Raw genomic sequence first — 17076 nt, 5'->3', positions numbered from 1 at the left:
TGCGGCGCGCGCCCTCGCGCGTCGGTGCTCAGCCGCCCATGCTCTCGTCGATGGTGCCGACGGTGTCCTCAGGCGGGGCGGTGATCTCCGCGTCGGCGCCCCAATCGCTGTAGCGCACCGTGCTGACGACCGGCTCCTCGCCGTCGGGGGCGAGGAGGTGCAGCGCGTACTCGGTCGGCAGGCCCCGGTCGGTCACCGAGATCTCCCAGCCGATCTCCTCCAAGCCCAGCTCGGCCATGTCGGCGAAGTCGTCGTTGCCCGCGTCGGCGAGGTCGGCCGTGGCGGTGGTGCCTTCGTAGCGGGTGACCTCTCCGTCGTCGGTCCGCTCGGTGGCGGGGTCCCCGCCGGGCTCGCCCAGCCGGACGACGTCCAGGGCGGCGTCGCCCGACGCCTCGTCCAGGGCCGCGTTGGTCTCCGTGAGCAGGATCCGGAAGATCTCGGCGAACGGCCCGATCCGCTCCTCCGCCGCGTCGACCTCGTCGCGGGACAGCCGGAGCCAGTCCTTGCCCTCGACCAGCGGCTCCTCTTCGAGCTGGGCGTAGATGACCCGGTCGACGACGATCATGGTGGTGGTGCTCTGGCGCTCCTCGGTGTTCTCGACCACGGTCATGCGGGCCGCGGGCGGATCGGTGAGGAGCAGGGTCATCTGCGTGTCCTCCAGCGGAGGGTCGTCGGAGGCGGGCTCCTCCGGCTCGACGGTGACGCCGACCGTGACCGTGAGCGCCTCGCGCATCCGGTCCTCGACCAGGTCGGCGAGGGCCTCGGGGTCCTCGGGCAGCTCCGTCGCGTCCATCTCACCCGCGGGGACCGGGGTGGGGGTGGGCTCCGCTCCGGATTCCCCGGAACCGCCGTCCCCTTGGCAGGCCGTCACGAGCAGGACCGCGGTGAGGCACAAGGCGCTGTGCGGGAGGAGACGCTTCATAATGAGACGGAGCCTACCCGTCGCTCCCGCACCGACCTGCACCGCAGGAGGTGTCCGGACCCGGCCACGGTCCCGGCGGTGTCCCGCCGGCGGGACACCGGCGCGGCGCGCGGTCGGCAGCCCTCCGCAGCGGCGGCCTCCGGGCCGCCCTCCCGTTCGAAGGCAGGCGAGTCACACGATGGCGCAGAAGACGCTGGCCACGGTGGTACTGCCGTTCTCCCTGCTGCTCGGCGGGTGTACCGCCCCGGCCGACGACGCTCCCGAGGCCGTGGCCGATGAGCCCGCCCCCTCGGCCGCGGAGAGCCCCGGTGCGACCGTCGAAGGCCCGCCCGGCCGCGGCGGCCGCGGCGGCCCCGTGGACGCCGAGCGCGACGGCGAACCGATCCTGCGCGTCGGCGGGGTGCGCACGCACGCCATCGGCAACGACGCGGTCGAGCTGGCCACCATGGACCCGGCCGGCTCCGAACCGGGTGCGGAGGGCCGCTCGGCCACCGTCGAGTGGACCCCTCGGCTGACCTTGACGTTCGCGTCGGCACAGCGCGACGGCGACGACGTCACCTTCCGCGGCGAAGCGTCCTACCTGCACGACGAAGGCGGCTACACCGTCCACTCCCAGGACTTCACCGTTCTCGTGCCCAACGGGCTGCCCGCCACGGAGGGCGGCGGTTTCGCCGACCGGTTCGACGCGTTCACCGCCGAGGACTCCGAGGTCCTCGCCGAGCTGAGCGCCGACGACCCCACGGCGGAGTTCGCGGTGACGGTCGCCGGGATCCCCCCGGAGGACGACGGTGAGGGGTACGAGGACGGCACCTACGGCCGCTACGTCCAGTACGAGACTCCGGGGGAGGTCTGGGGGTACGCCGTGCGGCCGCCGCAGGACTACATCCCCGGCCGCCTCTGCTACATCGAGGGCCCCCACTGGCACGACGTCCCCCTCTTCGAGTACACCGACGTCCCCTGCGGCTGAGGCGCGGCCGCCGTCCCCGTCCGGCCGCGGTCGTCCGTGAGGAGGGCTGGGCCCGGGTGGGGCCCATGGGCCCTGTACGCCCGACCCCGCGGCTCCCTACCCAAAGACCTGGTACGACGTCCGGGTGAACACCGCTTCCGGCGCGGAGCGCGTAACGGGCACCGCCGAGCACCCGTTCCGGGTCGACGGCCGGGGCCGGGGCGACGCCGCCGGTCTCGCGGCAGGTGACCGGCCGCGCACCGCCGACCGATCGGTGTCCGCCGCCGGCCCGGCCGGGGCGGGCGGGGGCGGTCCGGGTTGGGCCCTCGTGCCGGGTTTGGGCCCGGAGTTGGGCCCGGGGTCTCTGTCGTCCATGTCCGGGTCATCCCTACGATCCGTTCATGTCTCCTGTCATTCATCCCCCATCCAGCAGGCGGCACCGTGTCCGGAGACCCCGGCTCCACGGTGGGCGTGAACAGGGGGCTTCGTTCACCGAGTACGCGGCGGTGATCCTGATGCTGGCGGTCATCTTGGGCGCCGTGGCCGTCGCCCTCCCCGGCCGCACCAACGACCTCTACGAGCTGGCGCTGTGCCGGATCGAGCAGCTGACCGGCGGCGAGTGCGACGAGGGCGAGCAGGAGGCCGACGACGACGAGGAGTACCCCTACGACCTCACGCCCGCCTACTGCGTGCGCGACGGCCGCTCCGAGACCGCCGGCTACCAGCTCGACCTGGGGATCTTCCGGTTCGGGCAGCAGTACACCTACTCGCGCGAGACCCTGTCCGACGGTGCCGTGGTCGTCACGTTCATTCCGTCGACCGAGGTCGGGGCGAGGGTCGGCGTGGGCTTCGACTTCGGCCAGGAGAACGCGGTGGCGACCGCCGCCGACGTCGAGGGCGGAGTCTCAGCGAAACTCGCCCCCGGCATGACCTACATCTTCAGGGACCAGGCCGAGTTCGAGGAGTTCGAGGACGAGGTCGAGGCCTCCATCGCCGAGGAGACCAACCGGCAGATGAACCCCGAGTCGCAGATCGGCCTGGGCTTCGCCGAGTGGCTGGGCGTCTACGACCCGCCGGAGGTCCGCGACCCCTCGGTCCGCACCGGAACGATCGACGTCTCCGGCAACCTCCTCTCCGAGTTCGGGCTGTGGACCAACGACAACCGCGGCCAGCGCCTGAACGGCGAGGGGCTGGAGGGCAACAACCTCAACCTCGGCGTCGACGGCTCCGTGAGCATCGGGCGGAAGGTGGACGTGTCGCACTGGTTCACGGACCCCGAGAACACCCAGACCTCGTGGACCACCACCTACAACGCGCAGGGCAGCCTGGGGACCTACGCCTTCAGCCACCGGGAGCAGCTCACGCGCAGTTGGAGCGGCGGGCAGCGCGTCACGCGCAACGAGGACGGGTCTCTCGCCCATGTCCGCTACATGACCACGGTCCAGGGCGACTTCGTCGAGGGCACCGACGGCCGGCTGGAGAACCGGGAGATCAATGGCGGCCGGGGCGGCGACACCGAGTCCGAGGGCAGCCGGGTCGTCCAGATGGTGCAGATCGACTTCGACACCCCCGAGGAGCAGGAGATCGGCGAGCGGCTGCTGGCCGAGCGCGGCAACCTCCCGCCGGCCAGCGTGATCGAGTCCATGGCCGACCCGTTCATGGACGAGCAGAACGGCGGCCGGATCAACGAGGAGCCGGGTTCCGACGCCCCCGACTGGGAGCACCTGTTCTATGAGCGCGGTCGCGTCTGGCAGTACGAGACCGACATCTCCAGCGAGCGCACCCAGTTCGACGCCCAGATCAAGCTCGGCCTGCAACTGGGCGCGAGCGTCAACTGGGGGATGGAGGAGCAACACACCCGCGATGCGCAGATCCTGGACCGGCCGCGCGACGGCAGCCGCGACTTCATCGACTTCCCCGACTGCGTATCTCAGGAGCGGGACGGTGAATAGTGGGAAGTGGGAGCCGACACGGCACGAGACCCCCGGAGCGGCCCCGACGGCCCCGCCGGGGCCGTTGTACCGCGGAGGGACGAAGGGACGAGAGGTGACCGCATGGTGAGGACCGTACTCGCACCGGTCGTGGCGGCCGCCGTGTGGCTGGCCGGGGTGGTCGCCACCCCGCTGGCCTCGATCGGCCTGGCCACGCTGGAGCAGCTGGAGAGCACCGGCGGCCAGATCGCCTGGACGTCGGGGCCCCAGCTGATCGTGTCCTTCGCCATGGTGCTCCTGGCCGGGCTCACCTACGGCGGTCACCGCGTGGCGGCCCCTGCCGGGGCGGCCGTGGTCCTGGCCCTGCCCGCGGTCCAGGTGATCGGTGTGACGGTCGCCGGAGCGCTCGGCGATGCGTCGTGGCAGGTGGTGTCCGCACGGTGCGCGGCGGGGCTGGTCGGCGCCGGCGCCGCCTGGCTGCTGCTGGTGCGGATGGGCCGCGGGGCACGGACGGCGGCCGGGCGCTTCTGAGCGCCCGGCCGGCCCCGCGGACGCGGCGGCGCCCCCGCCCGGAGTGCTCCGGGCGGGGGCGCCGTCGTCGGGACACGGGTCGGACCGGCCGGGTGGCCGGCCTCCGCTATTCGGCGGTGAAGCCGATGTTGGTGTAGTCGATCGAGGCCAGGCCGTTGGCGCCCCAGTTGGCGACGTTCTCGCGCACCGCGAAGGTGCCCGGCCGCTGGAACAGCGGCACGGCCATGCTCTGCTCCCACAGCAGCCGGTCGATCTCGTTGGCGACGGCGGCGTAGTCCTCGGGGTCGGTGGCCTCGGAGAGCTCGGTGTACTTCTCGTTGAGCTCATCGGTGGTGTGGAAGGCCAGGTTGTTGCCCCAGTTCTCCTCGCCGTCCTCGGTCTCCCCCACAGGGCCGGTGAAGTTCTCGGCGGAGTCGCCGGCGAAGGGGTTGGTGCTGATGTAGACGAACGTGGTCATGTCGTAGTTGCCCGGCACGATGTACTCCTCGAAGTACGCCGTGTTGGGGACGCTCTCGATGTTGACCGCGACGCCGATCTCCGACAGCTGGGCCTGGGCGACCTCGGCCTCGTCGGCGGTGTTCTGCAGGTCCGAGGGGATGACCCAGTGGATCTCCAGCTCCTCGCCGTCGCGGGTGCGGGTCTCGCCCTCGGCCTCCTGGGTCCAGCCGGCCTCGTCGAGCATCTGCGCCGCCAGCTCGGGGTCGTACTCCCCGTAGCCCTCGCTGTTGTCCTGGAATCCGGTCTGGGAGGACTTGATCAGCCGGTTGACGGTGGGGTCGCTGGGCCACTCGACGCCGCTGAGGGTGGCCTCGGCGAGCGCGGCGCGGTCGATGCCGTGCACGAGGGCGTTGCGGACCGCGACGTCCTCCAGCAGGCGGCCCTCGCCGCCGTTGATGGAGATGTGCCGGTAGGCGTTGTCGATGGCGCGGGTGATGCGGATGCCTTCGAGGTCGCGCAGCTCCTCGTACTGGGCGGCCTCATAGCCGAGGTAGTAGCCGTCGATCTCACCGTTGGCCATGACCCCGGAAAGGGCGTCGTTGGCGTAGTGGTGGTAGATGATGGAGTCGAGGACCGCGGGCTCGCCCCACCAGTCCTCGTCCTTGTTCACCGTGATGGTCTCGCGGGTGTCGTCGAACTCCACGTCGCCGAACGGGCCCGCGGTGACCGGGAAGTCCTGCTCGTAGGCCCCGTTGAACTCCTCGGGGTCCTCCATGATCTCCTTGGGGTACAGCGGTTCGAACAGCCGCGGCCACTCGGCGTAGGGGCTCTCGAACTCCATGACGACCTGGAACTCGTCCTCGCCCTCGCTCACGTCCTCGATGAGCTCGTAGCCGGACTTGTCGCCGATCTCGAACTCGGAGTCGTTCTCGCGGTTGCCGCCCAGCGTCTCGACCTGCGCTGCGTAGTCCTCCCAGGTGATCGGCTCGCCGGTGGACCACACGGCATCGGGGTTGAGCGTGTAGGTGAGCGTGAGGCCGTCCTCGCTCAGCTGGATGTCGGAGGCGTAGTCCTCGTCGGGGGTCACCTCACCGCTGTCGCTGAAGTCCACCGGAATGGGCATCACCGAGGCGGCGATCCGCTGCACGTTGGCCAGGTTGCCCTGGACGTGGGTCATGTTGTACTGCGTCGGGTACTCGTTGATGCCCCAGTTGAAGGTCCCGCCCTCTTCCAGTTCACCGCGGTCCGTCGCATTGATGTCGGAAGCGGGGATGTCGGCGAGGGTCTCCTCGCCGGCGCCGTTCTCCTCGTCGCCGCCTCCGCCGCACGCTCCTGCCGTCAGGGCCAGGACCATGAGGGGGGCGGCGAGGGTCGCCGCACGTCTGATTCTCATGGAATCTCCTCTGGTTTCTTCCTTGGGGGATCGACCGGGCCGAAGGGTCCCGGCGAAGATCACAGGAGCTCGCGTTCCTCGGCATGGTGGCAGGCCGCGGCCTGGTCGGCCGAGCCGGTGCCGGCGGGCGTGAGCTCCGGTTCCCGCTCCAGGCAGATCGCGCGGTCGGATTCGCCGAGCACGGCGAACTTCTGGCAGCGGGTCCGGAAGCTGCACCCCGTCGGCGGTGCGGCGGGATTGGGCAGGTCGCCCTTGAGCACGATGTGGCTCCGGGCCCGTTCCTTCTCGGGGTCGGGGACCGGGATCGCGGACAGCAGGGCCTGGGTGTAGGGGTGGGTCGGGTGCCGGTAGATGGAGTCGACGTCGCCGATCTCGACGATCTTGCCGAGGTACATCACCGCGACGCGGTCGGCGATGTGCCGGACGACGGAGAGGTCGTGCGCGACGAACAGGTAGGACAGGCCCAGGCGGGCCTTGAGCTCGTCGAGCAGGTTGATCACGCCGGCCTGGATCGAGACGTCGAGCGCGGACACCGGCTCATCGAGGATGAGCAGGCGCGGTTCGAGCGCCAGGGCCCGGGCGATACCGATGCGCTGGCGCTGGCCCCCCGAGAACTCGGCGGGGTAGCGGGTCGCGTGGGCGGCCTCCAGGCCCACGAGCGCCAGCAGCTCGTGCACCCGGGCGCGCAACCGCTCCTTGGGGTAGGAGTGGGTGCGCAGCGGTTCCGCGATCACCTCGAACACCGGCATGCGCGGGTCGAGGGAGCTCATGGGGTCCTGGAAGACCACTTGGACGTCGCGCCGGATGGCGAACCGCTCGGCGGCGCTCGCTTTGCCCGACTCCTTTCCCAGCACCACGACGGTCCCCTGCTGGGGCGCCTCCAGGCTGAGGATCTCCATCAGCGTGGTGGACTTGCCGCAGCCGGACTCGCCGACCAGGCCCAGGGTCTCGCCCTCGCGGACGTCGAAGGTGATGCCGTCGACCGCGTAGACGGTGCCCACCCGCCGCTTGAACACCGCGCCCTTCATCAGCGGGTGGTGCTTGACCAGTCCCGCGATGTGGAGCACGGTGGCGCGGTCGGCGCGCGGCACGCCGGCGGTGTCGGGCTCGGGGATGTCGGGGACCGGGTAGACGTCGCGGGCGGTCCACTCGTGCGCCTCGATCTCGCCGGCGCGGACGCACGCCGCGTGGTGGCCGGCGGCGCCCACGGGGTCGAGCGCGGGCTCGGCCTCGCGGCACGCGTCGACGGCCAAGGGGCAGCGGGGGCCGAACGGGCAGCCCGGCGGGAGGTCGCCGAGTGAGGGCGGGTTGCCCTTGATCGGGATCAGCGGCGCCTTCTCGTCCTCGTCCAGGCGCGGCACGGAGCCCAGCAGCCCCATGGTGTAGGGCATGCGGGTGCGGTAGTAGACGTCGTCGACCCCGCCGACCTCGACGAGCCGCCCGGCGTACATGACCTGGACGCGGTCGACGAAGCCGGCGACCACCCCGAGGTCGTGGGTGATCATGATGATGGCCGCCCCGGTCTCGCGCTGGGCGGTCCGCAGCACCTCCAGGATCTGCGCCTGGATGGTGACGTCGAGCGCGGTCGTGGGCTCGTCGCAGATGATGACGTCGGGGTCGTTGGCGATCGCGATGGCGATCATGACGCGCTGGCGCATGCCCCCGGAGAACTCGTGCGGGAACGCCTTCGCGCGCTGGGCGGCGTTGGGGATGCCGACGAGGTCGAGGAGTTCGACGGCGCGCTCCAGCGCGGCGGCCCGGCTGACGGAGCGGTCGTGCACCCGCACGGCCTCGGCGATCTGGTCGCCCACGGTGTAGACGGGGGTGAGGCCCGACAGGGGGTCCTGGAAGACCATGGCGATGGTCGATCCGCGCTTGGCGGACATGGCGCGGTCGTCCAGCCCCAGGAGCTCCTCGCCGTGCAGCCGGATGGAGCCGCGGACCTTCGCGTAGTCGGGCAGCAGGCCCATGGTCGCCAGCGACGACACCGACTTGCCCGAGCCGGATTCGCCGACGATGCCGAGGATCTCGCCGCGGCGCACGCTGTAGCTGACGCCGCGGACCGCGGTGACGTCGGGGTTCTTCCCGCTGCCGGGGAAGACGACGCTGAGGTCGGTGATCTCCAGGACGGGGGTGTCGGACGCGCCGGGCTCGCTGAGGGCCGGGCCGGTCTCTGTGGTGGTGCCGGTCATGTCTCTCCAACTCCCGTTTCTACGACCTGCGCTTGGACTGCGGGTCGAGCGCGTCTCGCAGCCCGTCGCCGATCAGGTTGACCGCCATCACCAGCACCACCAGGAGCCCTGTGCAGAACCAGAACGTCCAGGGGAAGGCGAGTGACTGCGTGGACCCGGCGGCGATGAGGGAGCCCAGCGAGACGTCCGGGCGCTGGACGCCGAACCCGAAGTAGGACAACGAGGTCTCGGCGATGATCGCCGCACTGACGTTGATGGTCGCGTCGACGATCAGCAGCGAGGACATGTTCGGGATGATGTGCCGGAAGATGATCTTGTGGTCGGGGACGCCCATGTAGCGGGCCGCCAGGACGTACTCGCGCTCCTTGAGCGAGATCGTCATTCCGCGCACCATCTTGGCGGTGACCATCCACGCCAGCGCGGCGAGCAGGATGACGAAGAGCGGCCAGCCCTGGTCGCGCAGTGCCGGGTACAGGATCGCCAGGACCAGGAAGTTCGGCAGGACCAGCATGAGGTCGGTGATCCACATCAGCACCCGGTCGGTGGCGCCGAGGAAGTAGCCGGCGAACGCCCCGACCACGGCCGCCACCGCGGTGGTGAGGATGGCCGCGCACAGGCCGATGATGATGGACTTCTGGAGCCCGATCATGGTCTGGGTGAAGATGTCGCGCCCGATGCTGTCGGTGCCGAACCAGTGGTCGGCCGAGGGCGGCTCGCGGCGGGCCAGGAGGTCGGTCTCGGTGATGTCCCAGGGGCTCAGCAGCGGGCCGACCCACGCCGCGAGCGTCAGCGCGGCGAGCAGGCCGGCCCCGATCAGCACGCGCCGGGTGCGCAGCAGTTCGTGGAGCACGCCCGACCAGCGCCCGGGGACCCGGGCGTCGTCGGCCGGGCCGCCTGCGGAAGCGTCCTCGGCAACGCGTTCGGCGGACATGCTCATGTGGTCGTCTCCAAGGCGTCGGCGGGGCGGAGGGGGCGGCGCGGCGGCCGCGGGGACACGCGTCCCGCGGGGTGCGCGCGCCCGGCCGGGTCGGTGGCGGCGGAGGTCATCGCTCAGCTCACCCGCACCCGCGGGTCCAGCCACGCGTAGAGGATGTCGGAGAGGAAGGACGCCGCCATGACGCACACGGCCATGAAGCACGTGACGGCGGCCACCGCGTTGACGTCGTTCTGCACGATGGAGTCGACCACCCACGCGCCCATGCCGTGCCAGCCGTAGATCTTCTCGGTGAAGGTGGTGCCGGCGAGCAGGATCCCGAACGTGAACGTGAAGTAGGTGATGGTCGGGATGAGCGCGGTGCGCAGCGCGTGCTTGAGCAGGGCGGCCCGCCGGGTCAGCCCCTTGGCCATGGCGGTGCGCACGAAGTCCGATCCCAGCACGTCGAGCATCATGTTGCGCTGGTAGCGGCTGAAGGCGGCGAACAGCGCGAGGGCGAGGGTGGCGGTGGGCAGGATGCCGTGCTGGAGGCGGTCGGCCAGGGTCCCCCAGAACCCGGCGTCGAGGCCCGCGGTGTACTCGCCCCCGTAGTTCAGCCATTGTCGCCCGGTGGTGGCGTTGAACCAGCGCGCGGCCTCGCGCAGGGAGACCGCGATCACCACGGTGGGCACGGCGAGCACCACGAACGCCGCGCCGGTGGAGACCTTGTCGAACGCCCGGTACTGCTTGACGGCGGCGTAGGCGCCGATGGCCACGCCGACCGAGCAGCCGATGACGGTCCCGACCACGATCAGCCGCAGGGTGACCCCCGCCTTGCGCACGACCTGCTCGTTGACGCTCTGGTCGTTGACGGTCTGCCCGAAGTCGCCGCGGGCGAGGTCGGAGACCCAGACGGCGTAGCGCTCGGCCAGCGGAGTGCGGTCGTTGAGGTTGAGCTTGGTCAGCTCACGCTCGATGGCCTCCTGGCTGGGCCGGGGCTGGAGCTGCTCGAAGTTGGTGCGCGGGCTCAGCGTGGTGGCGGCGAGCAGGTAGGCGAAGGTGGAGGCTAAGAAGATCAGGACGAGATAGCTCAGCAGTCTCCTGATCAGGAACATGCCCAATTGGTGCCCCTACCCCTGTCGCCAGAACGCCCTGCGCCGGAACCGCCGCGGTGCGCCGCCGTCGGCCGTCGCACAGGATCGGGTGGAGCGGTACCCCTCATGCGCCATGAGGTCGAAGACCGTCCCGATCCTTCGTGGAGGGTGGCTCGGCGAAGGCGTCCGAACGCGATGGATCCGATTCACGGTCCGTGATCCGAATTCCCAGCAGTTTGCGGCATACCGGGACACCGCCCGGTCACCACCACATCAAGAAAGCACAACGAGCGAAAGATTTCTCCACATCAGACCAGCTCACCGGAAATAGCCGACTCCAAGCGCGCGGACAGTCGCGTACGGTCAACGATACTCCGCGTTAAACCGGATGGGCACCCGGTGAGCGGAGGTCCACCGCCCACCGGGAAGCGGACGCCATTACTCCGAATGGACGATGACCCCGCGGATGTTCTTGCCCGCGTACATATCGGCGTAGCCGGCGTTGATCTCGTCGAGCCGGTAGCGCCGGGTGACCAGCTCGTCGAGCTTGAGCCGCCCCGCCCGGTACAGCTCCAGCAGCCGCGGCACCTCGAAGCCGGGGTTGCCCATCCCGAAGATGACCCCTTGGACGCGCTTCTCCAGCATCGCCAGCTCCCACAGGCTGATCGGCAGGCCCACGGCCGAGGCGTCGCCGATCCCCGTGACCACCACAGTCGACTGCTTGGCGATGGCGGAGAACGCCTGGGCGACGTGCTCCCCCGTGGTCACCCCCACCGCGACGACGGCGGCGTCGGCCCCCTGGCCGTTGGTGAGCAGCCGGGCGGCGTCGGCCGCCTCGGCGATGTCGGCGTAGGCGTGTGTGGCGCCCAGTTCGAGCGCCTTCGCCCGCTTGAACTCCACCGGGTCGACCGCGATGACGTAGGCCGCGCCGCGGGCGGCGGCCGCCTGCACGGCGTTGATGCCGATCCCGCCGACGCCCATGACGATGACGGTGTCGCCGTGCGCCACCTGCGCGCCGTACTCCACCGACCCCCACCCGGTGGCCACCCCGCAGCTCACGAGCGCGGCCGCCTCGAACGAGACGCCGTCGGGGATCTTCACCAGGGAGTACTGGGGGACGACGGCGTGCTCGGCGAAGGTGCCGAGCATCGTCATCTGCGCGACGTCGGCGCCCTTGTGAGCGGCGCGGAAGGTGCCGTCGAGCATGCTCCCGGTCAGCGCGTACATGCCGAGGTCGCACAGGTTCATGTGGCCGCGGTAGCAGGACGGGCAGTTCCCGCAGCTGGGTACGAACTTGGCGGCCACCCGGTCGCCCGGGGAGAACCAGGTGACCCCGGGGCCGACCTCCTCGACCACGCCGGCGCCCTCGTGGCCGCCGATGATCGGGGTTCCGCCCACCGGCATGTCCCCGGTCGCCACATGCTCGTCGGAGTGGCAGAGCCCGGCTGCCTTGAACCGGACGAGGACCTCCTCGGCCCGGGGCGGGGCGAGCTCGATGTCGATGACCTCCCAGCGTCCGGGCTGCTCCAGCAGTGCGGCGGCTCGTGTCTTCATCGTGGCGTCGGCCTTTCCGTGGGGAACGTGGAATCGACGTCGCGCCGTGCAGAGCCCGGAGGGCAGGCCGGAGTTCCGGCAACCGGTCGGACCAGTCGAACACCGCGCCCCCGGGGTGTCAACCGGCCCTGCGCGAGGCCCCGGAGCGGTCGCGCCGGGGCCCGAGAACGCAGCGGACCGCCGCCGCCCTGCGAGGGCGGCGGCGGTCCGGTGGCAGGGGTCAGTGGCGGCTGGAGGCGCTCCAGATGTTGACGCCGAGGTCGGTGGCGTGCTCGTCGATGGCGGCGAGTTCGTCGGCCGCCAGGGGCGGCCCGCTGACCGCGGCGAGGCTGTCCTCCAGCTGGGCGACGCTGCTGGCGCCGATGAGGGCCGACGTGACGCGCTCGTCGCGGAGGACCCAGGCCAGTGCGAGCTGCGCCAGGGTCTGGCCGCGGTCGGCGGCGATCGCGTTCAGCGCGCGGATCCGGTCCAGGTTGCCCTCGGTCAGCCACGCGTCGGAGAACGCCTTGCCCGCCCGCAGGCGCGAGTCCGCCGGCACTCCGTTGAGGTACCGGCCGGTCAGCAGCCCCTGGGCCAGCGGGGAGAAGGCGATGCAGCCCGCGCCGACGCCCTCCAGGGTGGTGAGCAGGTCCTGGTCCTCGATCCAGCGGTTGACCATCGAATAGGACGGCTGGTGGATCAGGAGCGGGGTGCCCATCTCGCGCAGGAGGGCCGCGGCCTCGGCGGTGCGCTCGGCGGAGTAGGACGAGATGCCGGCGTAGAGCGCCTTGCCCGACCGCACCGCGTCGGACAGCGCCGACATGGTCTCTTCGAGCGGGGTGTCGGGGTCGAAGCGGTGGCTGTAGAAGATGTCGACGTGGTCGAGCCCCATCCGGGCCAGCGACTGGTCGAGGCTGGCCAGCAGGTACTTGCGGGACCCGCCGCCGCTTCCGTAGGGACCGGGCCACATGTCGTAGCCCGCCTTCGTGGAGATGACGAGCTCGTCGCGGTAGGCACGGAAGTCCTCGCGGAGGATGCGGCCGAAGTTCACCTCGGCGGATCCCGGGGGCGGCCCGTAGTTGTTGGCCAGGTCGAAGTGGGTGACGCCGAGGTCGAAGGCGCGCCGCAGGATGGCGCGCTGGGTGGTCAGCGACCGGTCGTCGCCGAAGTTCTGCCACAGGCCCAGGGAGATCGCGGGCAGGGCCAGGCCGCTGCGGCCGGAACGGCGGTAGGGCATCCGGCCGTCGTAGCGCGCGGGGTCGGCGGCGTGGACGCCGGCGGGGGTGACGTCGAGTCGGGGAACGTCTGCTTCTCGCACCATGTGCCCCATTCTTCCATCGGACCCCGCCCGCCACCGCCCCGCCTCCGGCGCGAACCGCGGGGCCGTTGGAGCCGAGCGAGAAGGCGAGCGCGACCAGACAACACCACCGCCGAGCCGACGAGCGAGCGAAGGCGGCGCCGCCCCGCGCCGAAGGCCCCCACGCGGGACGGTCGGAGCCGGGCGGCGCCGCGGAAGCGGCGGGTGCGGCGGGTGCGGCTAGGAGCCGATCTCACCGCCGTCCGTGCGCCAGATGGACACCACGGAGGGCCGCGGGAAGGGGCTGTTGTCCGGCCAGGTGCTCGTGGGCTGCTCCACGGTGCCGTCCTCGCCCGGGTGCTGCGGGGCGATGAACACGGTGCGGCTGTCCTCCGAGATGAACGGACCGCAGCACTCGGCCTCGACCGGCACGGTGGCGAACGTCTTCAGCTCGCCGCGGTACCTGCCGTGCATGGGCACGGCGTGCAGGGCGTCGGCACTGTTGATGGTGCCGGGGGCGCCGTCCGTGGAGATCCACAGGTTGCCGTGCCGGTCGAAGGCGACGTTGTCCGGGCAGGAGATCGGCGAGACCTTCGACTTGTCGTAGCCGGCGAAGTAGGTCGACGGGTCCTCGGGGTCGCCGCAGACGATGGGCACCTGCCAGCCGAACCGGGTGGCGCCGGCGTCGTTGTGCCGCTCGGTGATCTCCAGGATGTGCCCGAACTTGTTGGCCGCGCGCGGGTTGGGCTCATCGGCCTGCTCGGGCGTGCGGGCGGTGTTGTTGGTGAGCGCGCAGTAGACCTTGCCGGTCACCGGGTTGGGCTCGAAGTCCTCGGGCCGGTCCATCTTGGTGGCGGCGGCGGTGTCGGCGGCCAGCCGGGTGTGGACCAGGACCTCGGCGACGGAGAAGCCCTCGACGAAGCTCGTGGTGGCGTTGCACAGCGGGATCCACTCGCCGGAACCGTCGAACTCGCCGTCGGCGGGCAGCCCGCCGGACCCGTCGATCTCCTCGGCCGGGCTGTTGCCGGTGAGGCGGGCGACGTAGAGGGTGCCGGAGTCGAGCAGCGTCGCGTTGTGGCGCGCGGAACCGCGGCGGTACTTCTTGTCGCTGACGAACTTGTAGATGTACTCGAACCGCTCGTCGTCGCCCATGTAGACGGCGACCCTGCCGTTCCTGGTGATGCGGGTGGTGGCGCCCTCGTGCTTGAAGCGCCCCAGCATGGTGCGCTTGCGCGGCGTGGAGGTGGGGTCGAACGGGTCGATCTCCACGATCCAGCCGAAGCGGTTGGCCTCGGTGGGGTGCTTGGACAGGTCGAAGCGCTCCTCGGCCCGGTCGAAGCGCCGGTTGTCCGCGCGGGTGTCGCCCTCGACCGCGACGCCGTAGCGCGCGAGCGCGGCCTTGGCGTCCTCGGGGGCGCCCTCGCCGCCCACGAAGTACTGGTCGAAGTTCTCCTCACCGCTGAGGACGGTCCCCCACGGGGTGGTGCCGCCCGCGCAGTTGTTGTTCATCCCGCTGACCTCGACGCCCTCGGGGTCGGCCTCGGTGCGCAGCAGTTCGTGGCCCGCGGCGGGGCCGGTGAACCGCATCGGGGTGGTCATGGTGATGCGCCGGTTGTAGGGGCGCTCCCCCTCGGCGACGGGACGCCAGGCGCCGGTGCCGCGCACGCGCTCGATCTCGACGACGGACCCGCCGTGGGCGGCCATGCTGACCTTGATCTGCTCCAGGTCGGCGTCGTTGCCGTCGGTGTAGCCGGCGAACATCAGGTTCTCATTGGTGTACTCGTGGTTGACCCACAGCAGCGCGCGGTCGTCGTCGATCGGCAGGACGGCGACGTAGTCGCAGTTGTAGCCGAACTGCCGCTCCTGCGCCTCGGCGGTCTGGTTCTCGAAGTCGAACTCCGGCGCGTCGGGGAGCACCGGGTCGCCCCAGCGGATGATCACGTTGTGGTCGTAGCCGTCGGGGACGGTCACCGCGTCGTTGTTGTTGGGGGCCACGCTGGTGAAGCCCAGCCGCGGGTTGCCCCGGCCGGCCTGGGGTTCGGCCGCGGCGGGGGCCATGCCGCTGAGGCCGACGGCCGAGACGCCGGCGCCGATCGCGCCCGCGCGCAGGACGTTGCGCCGCGAGAGCGCGGTGGCGAAGATGTCGCCGAAGTAGGCGTTTCCGCTGGTGTTGGGCGCGTCGTGGAAGCAGGCGTCGCCGCAGCGGAAGCGGCACGTGACGCGGGATCTACCCCCATTGTGGCCGAGGAGCGGAAGCAGTCGGCGGGGCGCGGATTGGGACACGGGTCCTCCTGAACGTGCGGGGATGGTCGGGCGGTCGCGTACACCGGCCCTTGCCGGGGGCGCGGGTCCGGCGGCGGTCGCCGGTACGCGGAACGGTGGCTGCCCGAACGCTCCTGACCTTGGCCTATGCGGCATTCGGGAGCGTGAATCCGCGGTGAATGCACCGACAATTCCTCCGGCACGCCCACCTCCCCTCCCGGCTGTCGCCGCAGGTGGGCCGCCCGGGCGCGGCGCACAGCGGGCGGCGGTGCCGGGTGGCACCGGGCCGCCGTCGCCGCGGCCCGCTCCACCGGGTGCGTCCGGGTCGCCACCGCTCCGCCATTGTGCGACCTGGTTCATCCCCACAACGGGTGGAGTTCTCACCCCCACCTGGTTCACCACAAGTCAACCCGCGTATTCTGTGCGTGGATGCGACCCCGACTGCTGTGAGGCTTGTCTCCGCGGCACCCCCGCGGATGTCCAGTACTGCACGAATCCCAACGCACTACCCCACGGGCGGGACCCCCGAAATCCCCCGATCGCGTCGTGACCCGTCGCCGGGCATCGAACGCACCTCCGGAGGCCCCGCTCTACGCACGTCACCGCGGTCCGATTCCGGCGTGGCGCCGCTCAATGTCACTGGGGAGTGAGACCACATGACCGATACCCCTGCGGCCAGGTCACAGCACGGCGCGCATACCGCAGGCCCGTCCCAGCGACCGGGCGGGCGAAGCCTGCCCGCCGAACGTCCGGCGAGATCCACGGAGGAGCGCCGCAGACCCGCGCCCGATGTCCTGGGCCCGCCCGTCCGGCGCCGCTTTCCCGGGCTGGCCCATCAGATCCAGCACGCCCGCCGGTTCGTCGCGCGGGCTCTCGGGCCCGGCCCCGACATCACCACCGCCACCCTGCTGACCAGTGAGCTCGCGACCAACGCGATCACGCACAGCGCGTCGGGCTCGCCCGGCGGCAAGTTCGAGGTGACGGTCTACTGCGCCGAGGGGTGGAGCCGAGTGGAGGTGCGCGACCTCGGCAGCCCCGAGCAGCCGCGGCCCCAGCACCGCGACCCCCACGATGTCAGCGAGCACGGCCGGGGCCTCGACCTCGTCGAGGCGCTGGCGGCCAAGTGGGGCACGGAGCCCCGCGGCGACGGACTGGGCCGCATGGTCTGGTTCGAACTGGCCTGGGAGGCCGGCCCGGCCCCGGGCGACGACCGGGGCTGACCCCGGCGGCCCCGCCGATCCGGCGGGGGCCGTCCGCGCCGCCGGCGGCGGGGCGGTCCGGCGTGCACGGACATGACGAAGGGCCTCCCCGGCGGGGAGGCCCCTGTATCGCCGTGTCGGATGCGTGTGTGTGCCGTGTGGCGGATGTCGTCGGGCGCGAGCCCTTGCACTATCGGTCCTCCGCGGGGGCGGTCGCGGGGGGCTCGGCCGGCAGCTTGTACTTCTCGTACAGCTCCCGGGCGTAGTCCTTGGCCTCTTGGGACGGTTCGTCGCCGAGTTCCTCGCGTACGAGCCGGTCGAGATCGGTGTCGTTGCTCTCCATACGGGCAGCTTGCCCGCCATGGGCTGCGGTTAACAAATCCGTGCAGCGGAGTTGCGTCATCAGCAACAATTTCGGACGATCA

General features: G+C 71.2%; 13 protein-coding genes. 4 read left to right on the top strand and 9 right to left on the bottom strand.

Going from position 1 to position 17076, the window contains the following annotated elements; genetic code table 11:
• Nucleotides 1-28: 28 nt before the first annotated feature.
• Nucleotides 29-922, bottom strand: coding sequence for a hypothetical protein (locus ACFO4E_RS02340; RefSeq protein ID WP_378571063.1), 894 nt, complete (start codon nt 920-922; stop codon nt 29-31).
• A gap of 178 nt (nt 923-1100) precedes the next feature.
• On the opposite strand from ACFO4E_RS02340, the gene ACFO4E_RS02335 reads away from it, so the two are divergent.
• The 3 genes from ACFO4E_RS02335 (at nt 1101) to ACFO4E_RS02325 (ending at nt 4330) form a co-directional block, all read left to right on the top strand.
• Entirely contained in the window at nt 1101-1889 is a 789-nt protein-coding gene (locus ACFO4E_RS02335; protein WP_378571061.1) for a hypothetical protein, read from the top strand.
• 494 nt (nt 1890-2383) lie between these two features.
• Nucleotides 2384-3820 carry a hypothetical protein gene (locus tag ACFO4E_RS02330; RefSeq protein ID WP_378571060.1) on the top strand — a complete coding sequence of 479 codons (1437 nt, stop codon included), beginning with the start codon at nt 2384-2386 and terminating at the stop codon, nt 3818-3820.
• 102 nt (nt 3821-3922) lie between these two features.
• The gene (locus ACFO4E_RS02325; RefSeq protein WP_378571058.1) at nt 3923-4330 is read left to right on the top strand and encodes a hypothetical protein; all 408 of its coding nucleotides are present in this window, start codon (nt 3923-3925) and stop codon (nt 4328-4330) included.
• 106 nt (nt 4331-4436) lie between these two features.
• Here the strand turns inward: ACFO4E_RS02325 and ACFO4E_RS02320 are convergent, their stop codons facing one another.
• From ACFO4E_RS02320 to ACFO4E_RS02290, 7 genes are all read right to left on the bottom strand, one after another.
• Entirely contained in the window at nt 4437-6161 is a 1725-nt protein-coding gene (locus tag ACFO4E_RS02320; protein WP_378571056.1) for an ABC transporter family substrate-binding protein, read from the bottom strand.
• A gap of 59 nt (nt 6162-6220) precedes the next feature.
• A complete protein-coding gene (locus tag ACFO4E_RS02315) occupies nt 6221-8353 on the bottom strand; it encodes a dipeptide ABC transporter ATP-binding protein (protein ID WP_378571054.1) in 2133 nt (710 codons plus the stop codon).
• Nucleotides 8354-8372: 19 nt separating this feature from the next.
• A complete protein-coding gene (locus tag ACFO4E_RS02310; RefSeq protein ID WP_378571052.1) occupies nt 8373-9290 on the bottom strand; it encodes an ABC transporter permease in 918 nt (305 codons plus the stop codon).
• Nucleotides 9291-9403: 113 nt separating this feature from the next.
• Nucleotides 9404-10387: an ABC transporter permease gene (locus ACFO4E_RS02305; RefSeq protein ID WP_378571050.1), complete on the bottom strand. Its 984-nt coding sequence runs from the start codon at nt 10385-10387 to the stop codon at nt 9404-9406.
• Between the two features lie 411 nt (nt 10388-10798).
• The gene (locus ACFO4E_RS02300; protein ID WP_378571048.1) at nt 10799-11914 is read right to left on the bottom strand and encodes an NDMA-dependent alcohol dehydrogenase; all 1116 of its coding nucleotides are present in this window, start codon (nt 11912-11914) and stop codon (nt 10799-10801) included.
• 220 nt (nt 11915-12134) lie between these two features.
• Nucleotides 12135-13214, bottom strand: coding sequence for an L-glyceraldehyde 3-phosphate reductase (gene mgrA, locus ACFO4E_RS02295; RefSeq protein WP_378571046.1), 1080 nt, complete (start codon nt 13212-13214; stop codon nt 12135-12137).
• A gap of 216 nt (nt 13215-13430) precedes the next feature.
• Entirely contained in the window at nt 13431-15473 is a 2043-nt protein-coding gene (locus tag ACFO4E_RS02290) for a PhoX family protein (RefSeq protein WP_378571044.1), read from the bottom strand.
• Nucleotides 15474-16108: 635 nt separating this feature from the next.
• Between ACFO4E_RS02290 and ACFO4E_RS02285 the strand changes: the two genes are divergently transcribed.
• Nucleotides 16109-16672 carry an ATP-binding protein gene (locus ACFO4E_RS02285; protein WP_378571043.1) on the top strand — a complete coding sequence of 188 codons (564 nt, stop codon included), beginning with the start codon at nt 16109-16111 and terminating at the stop codon, nt 16670-16672.
• A gap of 169 nt (nt 16673-16841) precedes the next feature.
• Here ACFO4E_RS02285 and ACFO4E_RS02280 read toward each other — a convergent pair whose 3' ends face one another.
• On the bottom strand, nt 16842-16994 hold the full coding sequence (locus tag ACFO4E_RS02280) for a hypothetical protein (protein ID WP_378571042.1): 153 nt from the start codon (nt 16992-16994) through the stop codon (nt 16842-16844).
• Nucleotides 16995-17076 lie beyond the last annotated feature (82 nt).

The sequence above is a fragment of the Nocardiopsis mangrovi genome (assembly GCF_042653925.1).
Classification (GTDB): domain Bacteria; phylum Actinomycetota; class Actinomycetes; order Streptosporangiales; family Streptosporangiaceae; genus Nocardiopsis_B; species Nocardiopsis_B mangrovi.
This window is presented reverse-complemented; position numbering and strand designations above follow the sequence as displayed.

Excerpts from the sequence above, each read along its gene's own strand:
- ACFO4E_RS02310 (WP_378571052.1), bottom strand. The coding sequence starts at position 9,290 with ATGAGCATGTCCGCCGAACGCGTTGCCGAGGACGCTTCCGCAGGCGGC.
- ACFO4E_RS02325 (WP_378571058.1), top strand. The coding sequence starts at position 3,923 with ATGGTGAGGACCGTACTCGCACCGGTCGTGGCGGCCGCCGTGTGGCTG.
- ACFO4E_RS02300 (WP_378571048.1), bottom strand. The coding sequence starts at position 11,914 with ATGAAGACACGAGCCGCCGCACTGCTGGAGCAGCCCGGACGCTGGGAG.
- ACFO4E_RS02285 (WP_378571043.1), top strand. The coding sequence starts at position 16,109 with ATGACCGATACCCCTGCGGCCAGGTCACAGCACGGCGCGCATACCGCA.
- mgrA (WP_378571046.1), bottom strand. The coding sequence starts at position 13,214 with ATGGTGCGAGAAGCAGACGTTCCCCGACTCGACGTCACCCCCGCCGGC.
- ACFO4E_RS02320 (WP_378571056.1), bottom strand. The coding sequence starts at position 6,161 with ATGAGAATCAGACGTGCGGCGACCCTCGCCGCCCCCCTCATGGTCCTG.
- ACFO4E_RS02335 (WP_378571061.1), top strand. The coding sequence starts at position 1,101 with ATGGCGCAGAAGACGCTGGCCACGGTGGTACTGCCGTTCTCCCTGCTG.
- ACFO4E_RS02280 (WP_378571042.1), bottom strand. The coding sequence starts at position 16,994 with ATGGAGAGCAACGACACCGATCTCGACCGGCTCGTACGCGAGGAACTC.
- ACFO4E_RS02330 (WP_378571060.1), top strand. The coding sequence starts at position 2,384 with ATGCTGGCGGTCATCTTGGGCGCCGTGGCCGTCGCCCTCCCCGGCCGC.
- ACFO4E_RS02340 (WP_378571063.1), bottom strand. The coding sequence starts at position 922 with ATGAAGCGTCTCCTCCCGCACAGCGCCTTGTGCCTCACCGCGGTCCTG.
- ACFO4E_RS02315 (WP_378571054.1), bottom strand. The coding sequence starts at position 8,353 with ATGACCGGCACCACCACAGAGACCGGCCCGGCCCTCAGCGAGCCCGGC.